The organism is Mesorhizobium sp. WSM4832, from assembly GCF_055811115.1.
In genome coordinates, this window is the sequence record NZ_JBVVQH010000007.1 from 237,740 (window position 1) to 250,377 (window position 12,638).

At 64.2% G+C, this 12,638-nt stretch carries 14 protein-coding genes and 1 riboswitch; of the genes, 3 read left to right on the forward strand and 11 right to left on the reverse strand.

Annotated elements, in window-relative coordinates:
* Positions 1-90 precede the first annotated feature (90 nt).
* The 4 genes from AC0L2L_RS12825 to AC0L2L_RS12840 are packed head-to-tail and all read right to left on the reverse strand — an operon-like array spanning position 91 to position 2,512.
* Positions 91-1,011: a pirin family protein gene (locus tag AC0L2L_RS12825; protein WP_473578813.1), complete on the reverse strand. Its 921-nt coding sequence runs from the start codon at positions 1,009-1,011 to the stop codon at positions 91-93.
* Between the two features lie 8 nt (positions 1,012-1,019).
* Positions 1,020-1,286, reverse strand: a complete 267-nt coding sequence (locus tag AC0L2L_RS12830) for a DUF2277 domain-containing protein (RefSeq protein ID WP_027164647.1) — start codon at positions 1,284-1,286, stop codon at positions 1,020-1,022.
* 44 nt (positions 1,287-1,330) lie between these two features.
* Complete coding sequence (locus AC0L2L_RS12835; protein ID WP_027164646.1) at positions 1,331-1,582, reverse strand: exodeoxyribonuclease VII small subunit; 252 nt, start codon at positions 1,580-1,582, stop codon at positions 1,331-1,333.
* 3 nt (positions 1,583-1,585) lie between these two features.
* A complete protein-coding gene (locus AC0L2L_RS12840) occupies positions 1,586-2,512 on the reverse strand; it encodes a histone deacetylase family protein (protein WP_473578815.1) in 927 nt (308 codons plus the stop codon).
* A 114-nt stretch (positions 2,513-2,626) separates the two neighbouring features.
* Positions 2,627-2,805: riboswitch (cobalamin riboswitch) on the forward strand.
* 42 nt (positions 2,806-2,847) lie between these two features.
* On the opposite strand from AC0L2L_RS12840, the gene bluB reads away from it, so the two are divergent.
* The gene (bluB, locus tag AC0L2L_RS12845; RefSeq protein WP_473578817.1) at positions 2,848-3,579 is read left to right on the forward strand and encodes a 5,6-dimethylbenzimidazole synthase; all 732 of its coding nucleotides are present in this window, start codon (positions 2,848-2,850) and stop codon (positions 3,577-3,579) included.
* A 15-nt stretch (positions 3,580-3,594) separates the two neighbouring features.
* Here bluB and AC0L2L_RS12850 read toward each other — a convergent pair whose 3' ends face one another.
* On the reverse strand, positions 3,595-4,578 hold the full coding sequence (locus AC0L2L_RS12850; protein WP_473578819.1) for a hypothetical protein: 984 nt from the start codon (positions 4,576-4,578) through the stop codon (positions 3,595-3,597).
* Positions 4,579-4,810: 232 nt separating this feature from the next.
* Entirely contained in the window at positions 4,811-5,404 is a 594-nt protein-coding gene (locus AC0L2L_RS12855; protein WP_473578820.1) for a TetR/AcrR family transcriptional regulator, read from the reverse strand.
* A 120-nt stretch (positions 5,405-5,524) separates the two neighbouring features.
* Between AC0L2L_RS12855 and AC0L2L_RS12860 the strand changes: the two genes are divergently transcribed.
* On the forward strand, positions 5,525-6,745 hold the full coding sequence (locus AC0L2L_RS12860) for an MFS transporter (protein ID WP_473578822.1): 1,221 nt from the start codon (positions 5,525-5,527) through the stop codon (positions 6,743-6,745).
* A 262-nt stretch (positions 6,746-7,007) separates the two neighbouring features.
* Here AC0L2L_RS12860 and ribB read toward each other — a convergent pair whose 3' ends face one another.
* On the reverse strand, positions 7,008-8,108 hold the full coding sequence (gene ribB / locus AC0L2L_RS12865; RefSeq protein WP_473578824.1) for a 3,4-dihydroxy-2-butanone-4-phosphate synthase: 1,101 nt from the start codon (positions 8,106-8,108) through the stop codon (positions 7,008-7,010).
* Positions 8,109-8,235: 127 nt separating this feature from the next.
* Positions 8,236-9,342, reverse strand: a complete 1,107-nt coding sequence (gene aroC / locus AC0L2L_RS12870) for a chorismate synthase (protein ID WP_473578826.1) — start codon at positions 9,340-9,342, stop codon at positions 8,236-8,238.
* Between the two features lie 201 nt (positions 9,343-9,543).
* On the opposite strand from aroC, the gene AC0L2L_RS12875 reads away from it, so the two are divergent.
* On the forward strand, positions 9,544-9,807 hold the full coding sequence (locus AC0L2L_RS12875) for a DUF1344 domain-containing protein (protein WP_473578827.1): 264 nt from the start codon (positions 9,544-9,546) through the stop codon (positions 9,805-9,807).
* Between the two features lie 288 nt (positions 9,808-10,095).
* On the opposite strand, the gene AC0L2L_RS12880 is transcribed toward AC0L2L_RS12875, so the two are convergent.
* The 3 genes from AC0L2L_RS12880 to AC0L2L_RS12890 all read right to left on the reverse strand — a co-directional run bounded on the left by AC0L2L_RS12880 (position 10,096) and on the right by AC0L2L_RS12890 (position 12,589).
* Positions 10,096-10,683: a histidine phosphatase family protein gene (locus AC0L2L_RS12880; protein WP_473578829.1), complete on the reverse strand. Its 588-nt coding sequence runs from the start codon at positions 10,681-10,683 to the stop codon at positions 10,096-10,098.
* Between the two features lie 50 nt (positions 10,684-10,733).
* Positions 10,734-11,552 carry an enoyl-ACP reductase FabI gene (gene fabI, locus AC0L2L_RS12885; RefSeq protein WP_473578831.1) on the reverse strand — a complete coding sequence of 273 codons (819 nt, stop codon included), beginning with the start codon at positions 11,550-11,552 and terminating at the stop codon, positions 10,734-10,736.
* Between the two features lie 107 nt (positions 11,553-11,659).
* Complete coding sequence (locus tag AC0L2L_RS12890) at positions 11,660-12,589, reverse strand: DnaJ C-terminal domain-containing protein (protein ID WP_473578833.1); 930 nt, start codon at positions 12,587-12,589, stop codon at positions 11,660-11,662.
* Positions 12,590-12,638: the final 49 nt, after the last annotated feature.

The window sequence follows — 12,638 nt, forward strand, 5'->3', positions numbered from 1 at the left end:
ACCAGCGAATTGCGCCATAATCATGCGCGGGAATAGGCCGCCGGCAGGCGAATGTAAATGCGCGTCAGTGACGCGCAGCCTTCGCCCACCTTAACCTTCGGGCAGCGGGATGAACTCTTCCTCATCGCCAGGAACGATATCGAAGCGGCCTGTCTTCCATTCCTGCTTGGCCTGCTCGATACGTTCTTTCGAGGACGCGACGAAATTCCACCAGATGTAGCGCTTGGAGCCCAGCGAGGCGCCGCCGAACAGCATGAAATGCGCGCCGCGCTCGGAGGAAACGACGATTTCCTCGCCCGGCTTGAACACCAGAAGCCGCTCGGCCGGGAAAACATCGCCGGCGATCGAGACGTCGCCGTCCAGCGTGTAGATGGCGCGCTCCTCGGCATCGGCCGGGATTTTCAGGCTGGCACCCGATGCCAGGCGCAGGTCGGCGTAAAGCGTGTCCGAGGCGGTCGCGACCGGCGAGCGCAGCCCCGAAAACTCGCCGATGACGACGCGGCCGCTAACGCCGTCGGCATCGATCTCGGGCAAGCGGGCCACCGACGTGTTGGCGAACACCGGGGCGACTTCTTCCTTGCCGTCCGGCAGCGCGAGCCAGGTCTGCAGGCCGGAGACCGACATCGGCGCGCCGCGCAACTCTTCCGGCGTGCGCTCGGAGTGAACGATGCCGCGGCCGGCGGTCATCAAATTCACGTCGCCCGGCGCGATCACCATTTCGGTGCCGAGCGAGTCGCGATGCCTGATCCTGCCGTCGAACAGATAGGTGACGGTGGACAGCCCGATATGCGGATGCGGGCGCACGTCGAGCGCGTGGCCGGCGCGCAGGATGGCAGGGCCCATGCGGTCGAAGAAGATGAACGGCCCGACCAGACGGCGTTTCGCCGTCGGCAGGGCGCGGCGTACCTCGAAACCGCCGATATCCTTGGCGTTGGGGATGACCATCAACTCGATCTGATCGCAGGCGAAGGCGTCACCGGGTTCGGGATCGTTTCCTGGAAAGAAGCTCATGTTGTCCCTTAGGCGAAGCGCAGCGCCGACCTGGCTTTCGCCTTGGCCGCCACTTCCTCGCGATTGCGTGGTTCCTGTGTCGTTTCAAGCGAATCCAGCAACTCGCGCGCCGCGGCGGCAATCGCCTCGACAGCATGGTGGAAGGCATGCTCGTTGCGTTTGGACGGCTTGGTCGAGCCGCTCAGCTTACGGACGAACTGAAGCGCGGCGTCATGCACTTCGTCATTGGTCGCCGGCGGTTCGAAATTGGCCAAGGTCTTGATGTTGCGGCACATGGCTTGAACTCCTTACCTGCTTTCTCTGCCCCACCCTTTGTCAACTATTCCGCGTCGAGCGGTTCCGTTCCAACCGGCTTGCCGTCGCGCGACAGCCTGATCTTCTCGACCTTGTCCTCGGCCGCCTTCAGCAGCCGGTCGCAATGGGCCTTGAGCGCTTCGCCGCGCTCATAGATCTTGATTGACTGGTCGAGCGGGACGTCGCCGCGCTCCAGATCGTCGACGATCTTCTCCAGCGCGTCGAGCGCCTGTTCGAAGCTCATCGCCTTGACGTCCTCATTGCCTTCGACAGCCATGCTTTATCCCTTCATCAGCCGCCCGACATGGGCGGCGACCGAAAATGCCAGTCCCTGCAGATCGTAGCCGCCTTCCAGCAGGCTGACGAGCCTATTGCGGCTGTGGCGGCCGGCGCGCTCCATCAGCTGGCCGGTCGCCCAGTCGAAATCATCCTCGGTCAGGTTGATCTCGGCGAGCGGGTCGCGGTGGTGCGCGTCGAAGCCGGCGGAAATGATGATCAGGTCCGGCGCGAACGCATCGATGGACGGCAGCACGCGCGACAGGAAGGCGTCGCGGAACAGATCGCTGCCGGTCTGCGGCGCGAGCGGGGCGTTGACGATGTTGCCGGCGCCGGTTTCGCTCTTCGCCCCGGTGCCCGGGTAAAGCGGCATCTGGTGCGTCGAGCAGTAGAGCACCGACGGATCGTCCCAGAAAATGTCCTGCGTGCCGTTGCCGTGGTGGACGTCCCAGTCGACGATGGCGACGCGTTCGGCCTGATGCTTCTTCTGCGCATAGCGGGCGGCGATGGCCGCCGTATTGAACAGGCAAAAACCCATTGCCGTCGCCTTTTCGGCATGGTGGCCGGGCGGGCGGGCGGCGACGAAGGCATTGGCGGCGCGGCCCTCGAAGACGTCGTCTACCGCCGCATTGGCGCCGCCGATCGCCGTCACCGCGGCCTGCCAGCTCTTCGGGCTGGCGCTGGTGTCAGCATCGATCGAGGCGATGCCGCTCTGAGGGATCGCCGCTCGCACGCGTTCGACGAAGTCCTCGGGATGCGCGTAAAGGATAGTCGCCTCGTCACCTTCCGGCGCCTTGACGCGGTCGAGCGCCGAAAAAGCCTCGTCGTCCAGCACGCGTTCGATGGCGCGCAGGCGATCGGGCCGCTCGGGGTGGCCGGGCGGCGTGATGTGTTCCAGGAAGATCGGGTGCGTGTAGAGACGGGTGGCCATGGCGCCTAATCTAGGCACCCGCGACGTGGATGACCATGTTTGGAAGCCGAATGGCTGGGGAAAATTGCGCCTTGCCATGTCGCCCGCGCCATTGGCGCTGCCCAAGCTTCGCGGTAAGGTCGCCTCGCTGCCTGGTGCCCGCGACGCGGGAGAATCGGGAACACGGTTGAACTCCGTGGCGTGCCCAACGCTGTGAGGGGGACCGCGCCGGCAAAGCCACTGTCGATGACGGGAAGGCGCCGGATGCGGGACGATCCCGAGCCAGAAGACCGGCCTGGCAGACATGGTCATCCGCTTGGTCAGGCGGGTGACTGCTTGTCGCAAGGGGAAAAGCGATGACGGCAGCAGCGATCGCCGCAAGCGGCGATGACTTTGACCAATTTGCGCGCGACGCCGTCTACCGGGCGATGTTCACCAGGCGCGACGTGCGCAGCCATTTTATCCCGGACGATCTCGATGACGGTGTGCTGGCGCGCTTGCTCACCGCCGCCCACCATGCGCCGTCGGTCGGCTATATGCAGCCGTGGAACTTCATCGTCATTCGCGATGCAGCAAGGCGGCGGCAGGTGCGCGACCTGTTCCTCGCCGCGCGCGAGCAGGAACTGCCGGCGATCGAGGCGGAGCGGCAGGCGCTCTACCGCAAGCTCAAGCTCGAAGGCATCTGCGAAGCTGCTCTCAATCTGTGCATCACCTGCGACCGGCAGCGATCAAAGGACTCGCCGCTGGGGCGCTGGCACAATCCGGAAATGGACCTCTACAGCACCGTCTGCGCCGTGCAGAATTTCTGGCTGGCGGCGCGAGCCGAAGGCGTCGGCGTCGGCTGGGTCAGCATCATCGAAACCGAAGCGCTCAAGCAGCTTCTGTCAATTCCAGAACATGTCACGCCGATCGCCTATCTCTGCGTCGGCCGCGTTTCGGCCTTCGCGCCGAGGCCGGACCTCGAAGCGCATGGCTGGGGCAAGCGCCTGCCGCTGCCGGAACTGGTGATGAGCGAGACGTTTCGCGGCGCCGGCGAAGCGCCGCTCAAATCGGCGATAGCAAGGCTTGGCTGTCCGCCAAAGCCCTGATCGGCCGGCCGCTGATCAAGCGGCCCGGGGCGTATCCCAGCGCGAGCCGCCACCGACGGAGCCCAGCGCCTTGTCGCGCAGTTCCCTGAACTTCGAGGATGCCTCGGCCAGCCGGCCGTCCCATTCGGGGTTGGGGACCTGGCCCTCGATGGCTTCGAAATAGACCTGCATCAGGGAGGCGATCGCAAAAGGCTCGATGAAGGCTGCCTTGAAGGCCCAGGCAAAGACGATTGCCAGCACGAAAGCCCAGCCGGCAAGCTGACCCGGCATGACCCAAAGGATCGCGGCGGCAGGCGCCAGCATCAACAGGAAGATGACGAAGGACACGCCCCACATGATCACCGCCAGCCAGACGGCATTCTTGACCATGTGCTTGCCGTTCTGCGCGTAAAGCACGACGCCTTGCCGCGCCGTCTCGAAAGGCGAGCTCGAATTGATGCGGATGTTGTAACCGAGGATGATCTCGTCGACATAGGTCAGCGACAGGCGGATGACGGTGTTGATGAAGCTGACCAGCCCGCTCAGGCCCGGAATGGGCAGGAAGGCGGCGATGCCGCCGATCAGGCCGGTGATGGCGCGGATGGCGCCCTTGACCAACTGGTCGACGACGAAAAGGATGTTGGCCTCGGCGAAACGCTGGGTCACCACTTCCTTCGCGTAGGCGATCTGGCCCTGGCCGTCGGGAACGTCACGGCCGTCGATCAAATGCACCATGACGGCGATATGGCCGGCCTTGAGCACGTAGAGGATGTATTCGCGGATCCAGTAGACGGCGATCGAGACGACGCCGAAGCCGACCACGCCGCCCCAGAGCGCAAATGACGTCGGGCCGTCAGGATCGGTCGAGATGTGGCCGACGCCGTAGCCGACGCTGGCGCCCGTGCCGGTCGCCATGATGTAGGCGATCGTGATGCCGAAATAGACGATCATGCGAAAGACGATGAACGGCCATGTCCGCATCATGATGGACACCGACCTGGCGATGCTGAAGTCCCACATGCCCCGACTCTCCAACCCTCGCGCATGACCCCGAAAATCGGAATCGATTTTCGGAGAAGGATCATGCGCTGAATCAAGTTTTTACAGCGTCCTTTGCGCGTTCAAAGAACGCGCGGTGCTATAGTAGGTGGCGCAGAAGGATGCGCTCGCCCCATTGATTGTCAATCGCGGCAGGGTTGCGCTGGCCCGAAACCGGTGCACAACGCGGTGGCTTGGTTACCCAAGCGTGCCCTCAAAGCTTCTTTCGCAAGCCTTCGAGCAGTTGCTTGAACGCCGCGATCGCCTTCTTCGACGTCGCTTCGGGATCTTTCGAATTGGCGATGCGCTGCGCGGCCTGGCTGCTGGCGCCGTTGATAAGCCGCGCGGCGGTCTCGGGATCGAAATCGGGAACGACGACGCCTTCCTCCTGCAGCCTGGTCAGATGATCCGTCATTGACGCGGTGCAGGCGTTGGCGTTCGGCCACTGCGCCGGATCGCCGAGCACGGCCGGGCCGTCGCGGAACATGATGCGCTGGATCTCCGGCTCCAGCGCCATCTCGATATAGGTGGTGCATTCGTCGACGAAGTGCCGCCAGCGGGTCGGTGCTTTCGAAGCCACCTCGTTGACACGCACGGCCATCTCGCCGTCGATTTCGGCGATCACCGCCTGCAGCAGCCCTTTCTTGTCGCCGAAATGATGGTAGAGCGCGCCGCGCGTCAGGCCGGCCGAAGCGGTGAAATCGTCCATCGAGGCCTCGGCATAGCCGATCGTGCCGAAGGCGTGGCGGCCGGCCGCGATCAGCTTGGCGCGTGTCTCAGCGATCATCTCCTTGCGCGGTCTGTGCATGGCTCTGGACCTATTAACATACGCATCGTATGCCAATTGACATACGCAACGTATGAACTATCTGACACTCATACGCTGCGTATGTAATCGCAGCGCCTTCCCTTGTCGAGGAGCAGGATCATGCGAAACCCATATTCGGACATCTTTCGGGCTCCCGGCACGAAAGGCTTTGCCGCCGCTGCCTTCATCGCGCGGTTGCCGATCGCCATGGCGCCGATCGGCATCGTGGCGATGCTGTCGCAGACGCATGGCGAATACTGGCTGGCCGGCGCGGTTTCCGCGACCTATGCGCTGGTCAACGCTTTCCTGTCGCCGCAAGTGTCGCGGCTGGTGGACCGGCGCGGCCAGACAGCGGTGGCCGCGCCGATGACGCTTGTCTCGGTGCTTTCCTTCGCGACATTGACCGTGGCGGCCAACCAGCACTGGCCAGTCTGGACCTTGTTCGGGTCGGCGCTGCTTGCCGCCGCCATGCCCAGCATCCCGGCTCTGGTCAGGGCGCGCTGGACCGAGATCTTTCGCGATCGTCCCGAGCTCAACACCGCCTTCGCCTTCGAATCGGCCGCTGACGAACTGGTCTATATCGCCGGCGCCTCGCTGTCGGTGGGCTTGAGCGCGGCGCTGTTTCCCGAAGCCGGCATGGTCGTCAGCACATTGCTGCTTGCGCTCGGCTCGGCGGCATTCCTGCTCCAGCGCACGTCCGAGCCGCCCGTCCGCCCGGCGGGGCATGGCGCGGCCAGTTCTGCGATCCGCCTGCGGCCGGTCCAGATCATCACCTTCGCGCTGATCTTCGTCGGCGCGACCTTCGCCACCACGGAAGTCACCACCGTCGCCATCACCAAGGAGCTCGGCCAACCGCAAGCGGCGAGCCTCGTCATCGGCGTCTATGCGCTTGGATCCTTCGTGCTCGGCATCATCGTCGGCGCGCTCAGCCTGAAGGCGCCGCTGCAGCGGCAATTGGCGCTCGCGGTCACCGTCCTTGCGATCAGCACGCTGCCGCTGCTCTTCGCCGACACCGTGCCGACGCTGGCGCTTGCCGTCTTCGTCAGCGGCGTCGCGATCTCGCCGACCTTCATCACCGCCTTCGGCCTGATCGAACGCCACGTGCCGCCGGCAATGCTGACCGAAGGCGTCACCTGGGTGACGACCGGCATCGGCATCGGCATGGCGCTGGGCTCCTTCGCCGCCGGCTGGATGGTCGACAATTTCGGTCCGCAGAGCGGGTTCTTTGTGTCCGTCGCGGCAGGCGCGATCGCTCTTGCCACCGTGCTCGCCGGCCAATGCCGGCTGGCGACGGGTGATTGCGACGTGGATCGGGGCGAGGCGGCAGTGCCCGCAGAGTGATGGTTGGGAGCGTTCCGACACTCGTTTCGCAAACGTTTGGAATTGTCCGAGCCTCCGCGACGTCGTCATCCACGGGCGGAGCGACGCGAAGCGGAGCGCAGACCCGAGGATCCATTCCGTTACCTTGATCGTAGAGCGCAGCGGAGCAGAATTCTGAACCGTCGCAGCGCGTCGAAGTCACGGAATGGATCCTCGGGTCTTCGCGCGTCGCTTCGCTCCTTGCTTCGCCCGTGGATGACGAAGTCGCGAGGGCGTTAGCCAGCTACAAAATTTCTGTCTTGGCGATATGAATGCCAAAGCCCTCGAGACCGACATAGTGGCGCTCGCGCGAGGCGATCAGGTTGATCGAGGAAATGCCGAGATCCTTCAGGATCTGCGCGCCGAGGCCGATCTCGCGCCATTCGTTCTCGCGGCGACGGGCTTCCTCATGGTCCTCGCGGTCGCCGCTTGCCGGCCGCTTGCGCTCCTGATGGGCGACGCCGACCGAGCCTTCGCGCAGATAGACAATAACGCCGCGCCTGCGCTCGCCCATCGCCTTCATGATGCCGTCGAGCCGATGGCTGGTGCCGAAGACGTCGGTGACTACGTCTTCGGAATGCAGCCGCACCGGCACCTGCTCGCCGTCACGGATATCACCGAAGACAACGGCGACATGATGCATGGAATCCCAGGGCAGCGTGTAGGTGAAGACCTGCGCCTTGCCGCCAAGCGTCTCGATGTCGGAACAGGCGACGCGTTCGACCAGCGTTTCCTTGCGCTGGCGATAGGCTATGAGGTCGGCGACCGACACCTGCTTCAGGCCATGTTCTTCGGCGAAGGCCTGCACTTGCGGACCGCGCTTGACGGTGCCGTCGTCGTTAACCAGTTCGGAAATGACGCCGACCGGCGGCAGACCGGCGAGCTTGCAGAGATCGACGGCGGCTTCCGTATGGCCCGAGCGCATCAGCACGCCGCCTTCGCGCGCGATCAGCGGGAAAATGTGGCCGGGACGCACGAAGTCGGAGGCGCCGACATTGCCGTTGGCGAGGTTGCGCACGGTGAGCGTGCGGTCGTCGGCTGAAATGCCGGTCGTGGTGCCGTGCTTGAAATCGACGCTGACCGTGAAGGCGGTGGTGTGGGCGGAGTCATTGTCCGTCACCATCGGCGCGAGGTTCAGCCGCCTGGCGTCTTCGCGCAGCATCGGCGTGCAGACGATGCCGGAGGTGTTGCGCACGATGAAGGCCATCTTTTCCGGTGTGCAGTGGACAGCCGCGACGATCAGGTCGCCCTCGTTCTCGCGCCCGTCATCGTCCATGACGACGACGATCTCGCCGCGCTCGAAGGCGCGGATCGCTTCGACGATCTTCTTCTGGTCGTATGGCATGGAACGCTCGCTTTGCTCGCAGGGGAGTAGGGGAATAAGGCAGTAGGGCAGTAGGGGAAAGGAAATTCTTGGCTGCTTCGGCGGAGCTGCTTAACATACTGCCATACTGCCATACTGCCCTACTGCCCTACTCCCCTCCCTTTCCTGTCTGTCCTCGATGCCGCAGATAATGATCTGCAATCGCGCAGGCAACCATGGCCTCGCCGATCGGCACGGCGCGAATGCCGACGCATGGGTCGTGGCGGCCCTTGGTCATCACCTCGACGTCCTTGCCGTCCTTGTCGATCGACTGGCGCGGGGTCAGGATCGAGGAGGTCGGCTTGACGGCGAAGCGGGCGACGATCGCCTGCCCGGTCGAGATGCCGCCGAGGATGCCGCCGGCATTGTTGGACAAGAACACGGGCTTGCCGTCATTGCCCATGCGCATCTCGTCGGCGTTCTGCTCGCCGGTGATGCGGGCCGCTTCGAAACCGTTGCCGATCTCGACGCCCTTGACAGCGTTGATCGACATCAGGCCGGAAGCGATATCCTGGTCGAGCTTGGCATAGATCGGCGCGCCGAGGCCGGCCGGCACGCCGTCGGCGACAATCTCGATCACCGCGCCGACCGAGGAGCCGGCCTTGCGGACGCTGTCGAGATAGGCGGTGAACACCGGGACCGATGCCGGATCGGGGGTGAAGAAGGGGTTTTCGGCGTCGCCGACGAAATTCCAGTTCCAGTTTGCGCGATCGATCGATTTCTCGCCCATCGAGACCAGCGCGCCGCGCACCACCATGCCGGGCACTATCCTGCGCGCCAGCGCGCCGGCCGCCACTCTGGCTGCCGTCTCGCGCGCCGAGGAGCGGCCGCCGCCGCGATGGTCGCGCAGGCCGTATTTGACGTCATAGGTGTAGTCGGCATGGCCAGGACGGTACTGGCGGGCGATCTCGCCATAATCCTTGGAACGCTGGTCGACATTCTCGATCAGCATCGAGACAGGCGTGCCGGTGGTGATCATCGTCTCGCCGTCCTCGTCGAGGATGAAGCCGGACAGGATCTTGACCTCGTCCGGCTCGCGGCGCTGGGTGACGAAGCGCGACTGGCCGGGCCGGCGGCGGTCGAGCTCGGCCTGGATGTCCTCGCGCCTGAAGCGGATGCCGGGCGGGCAGCCGTCGACAACGCAGCCGAGCGCCGCGCCATGGCTTTCACCCCAGGTGGTGACGCGAAAGAGATGGCCGAATGTGTTGTGAGACATGAAGGTTTGTCCTGCCCGGCGGCGAGCCGCTAAGGCTGCGTTCTATTGGCGTTTTCCACAGTGGTCAAACGGTGATCGGATGCATCAAACTGTGATATTGCGGATTTAGTTTTGACACATTCGGTTGGTTTCTGCTCTCTTCCCATCCGCCGTTGAGGACCCGCCGCTGACCAACCGGCGCAATGACCAAAGAGGACGACGATGCGTACCCTGATCGGCGCTGCCTGCGCCATGTTGCTGATTTCCACCGCCGCCGCGTTCGCCGGCCAGACCGAAGGCCTGATCAAGAAGGTCGACAAGGACACGCTGACGCTGACGCTTGACGACGGCAAGGCCTACAAGCTCAACGCAGAGACCGATCTCGACTCGCTGAAGCCTGGCATGGACATCGTCCTCGCCTACGATGTGACGAATGGCGAGAATGTCGTGACGGATATGCAGTTGCCCGACAGCGACCAGAATTAGGCTCGCACGCGAGGTTCTGACCGCTGCGCTGCGTCGGCAAAGGACGACCTTAGAAATTGGCCGAAACGCCGAAAGCTTCGTCATTCTAGGGCGAAGCAAGGAGCGGAGCGACGCGCGCAGACCCTAGAATCCATGCCGTTACGTCGAGGCTTCGCAGCGGTGCTAAACAACCTCTGTTCTGCACCGTTTTTACCATTTAGCTGGGGTCACGGCATGGATTCTAGGGTCTCCGCGACGGAGCTTCGCTCCTGCTTCGCCCTAGAATGACGAAGCGGAGGCGCGTCTTCCTCACAGCCACTCCAGGCTGCGGCCCTCCAGCCGCAGCAGGCGGTCCTGCGGGACCTCGAGGCCGGCGGCTTCCTGCTTGGACAGGCCGGCAACGAAGCGGAAGAAGCAGCGTATGACGCCGCCATGGGTGACGCAGACCGTCGGCTGACGGAGCGCATCGAACCACGGCTTCATCCGCTCGAGCAGCATCTCGTAGCTTTCGGCGCCCTCGCCGGGCGGCTGGAAATCCCATTTGGCGGCGCGGCGGCCGTCGGTTGAACCCGGGGCACGCCTCTCGAGTTCGGCGAAGGTGAAGCCCTGCCAGTCGCCGAAGCTTATCTCCACCAGACGCGGATCGGTGCGGTAGGCGGCAGGATCGAGCCCCATCGCGGCGCGCATCAATTCCATCGTCTCGCGCGTGCGCCGCATCGGGCTGGCGACAAAATCGAAACCCTCGCCCTTGCCGATCAGCGCGGCCAGCCGCTTGCCGTTGCGCCTTGCCTGCTCGCGGCCGAATGCGTTGATGTCGGTGTCGGCCTGGCCCTGCAGGCGATGCTCGGCATTCCACTCGGTCTGGCCATGGCGCGCGATGTAGACGAGCGGGTACATCAGGTCTTCCGAGGTCGGGCCAGGGCCTGGGACGAATTAGGCGAAGCGGATTATTCCTTGACGGTCGAGATATCCGGCGCGTCGACCGCCTTCATGCCGACGACATGGTAGCCGGAATCGACATGATGGACCTCGCCGGTCACGCCACGCGACAGGTCAGACAGGAAGTAGACGCCCGAATCGCCAACCTCTTCCTGCGTCACCGTCTGCTTGAGCGGCGAATTGTACTCGTTCCACTTCAAGATGTAGCGGAAGTCGCCGATGCCGGAAGCGGCGAGCGTCTTGATCGGGCCGGCCGAAATCGCGTTGACGCGGATCTTCTTGGCGCCGAGGTCGACGGCGAGATAACGCACGCTCGCTTCGAGCGCCGCCTTGGCGACGCCCATGACGTTATAGTGCGGCATCACCTTCTCGGCACCGTAATAGGTCAGCGTCAAAAGCGAGCCGCCATCCGTCATCAGCGGCTCGGCGCGCTTGGCGATGGTGGTGAAGGAAAACACCGAAATGTCCATGGTGCGCAGGAAATTGTCGCGCGTCGTCTCGACATAGCGGCCGGTGAGCTCGTCCTTGTCGGAGAAAGCGATGGCGTGGACGAGGAAGTCGAGCTTGCCCCAGCGCTTGGCGATGTCGGCAAAGACGGCGTCCAGGCTATCGGGATCAGTGACGTCGCAATGGCCAGCGACATGCGCGTTGAGTTCGGCCGCCAGCGGCTCGACGCGCTTCTTGAAGGCCTCGCCCTGATAGGTCAGCGCGATTTCGGCGCCGTGATCGGCGCAAGCCTTGGCAATGCCGAAAGCGATCGACCGATTGTTGGCGACGCCCAGGATCAGGCCTCGCTTGCCGGCCATCAGGCCTTGTCCACCCGCCATGTGCGCGTTCTCCGCAAGAATGTCTGCTTTGTGGAGTGCCTATCGCACAGGCACAAAGCCCCTTCAAGCGTTGAAAACAGACTGACTGGCGGAGAAAATCGCCTCGATCAGCCTTTTCGGTTGCGCATCAAGGCCTCGAGATCGGCGTCTCCGCCTTCCGGCAGCATCAGCCGCACATGGGCGTAGAGGTCGCCGTGGCCGCCTGTTTTTTCCGGCAGGCCCCTGCCCTTCAGGCGCAGCACCTTGTCCGAGCTCGACCATGCAGGCACATTGACCGCAAGCTTGCCGGTCGGCGTCTCCACCGCCACCTTGGCGCCGAGCACGGCGTCGGCCAGATCGACAGGCAGGTCGACATGCAGGTCGCGGCCCTCGATGCGGTATCGCGAATGGCGGCGGATGTGGATCTTGACCAGCGCATCGCCCGGCTGGCCGGGCCCCTGCTCGCCCTGCCCCTTAAGGCGGATGGTCTGGCCTTCCTCGACATAGGCCGGAAGCTTGACCGCCATCTTGCGGCCGTCGGGGAACATCGCCGTCACCTTCTCGGCGGTGGCGGCTTCCTCGACGCTGATATCCAGCGTGACGTTCAAATCGGCGGCCTGGGCAGGCTGGCGACGATCGCCACCCCTGCCGGCGCCGCGCGCGCCGGAAAAGGCATCGCCGAAGATCTGGCTGAAGATGTCGCTGTTGCCGTCGAACGGATCGCCGCCCGGCCGGCCGCTGCGAAACTCGAAATGCGCGCCGCCCGGGCCTTGCTGGCGCCGGAAGCCGGCGAACGGGTCGCCGCCAGCCGCACCTTCGAAACCCTGGAATTTCGGCTTGCCGTCGGCGTCGATTTCGCCGCGATCGTAAGCGGCGCGCGTCTTCTCGTCGCCGACGATCTCGTAAGCCTGGTTGGCGGCGGCAAAACGGTCCTTCGCCTTCGGATCATTCGGATTCTGGTCCGGATGATATTTCTTGGCGAGCTTGCGGTAAGCCGATTTTATGTCCTTGGCCGATGCGTTCTTGGCAACGCCCAGCACCTCATAGGGGTCGCGCATGCTTCCTGCCTGCAAGAGGGAATGGATTTGTAGTCGCCCCCTATATGCG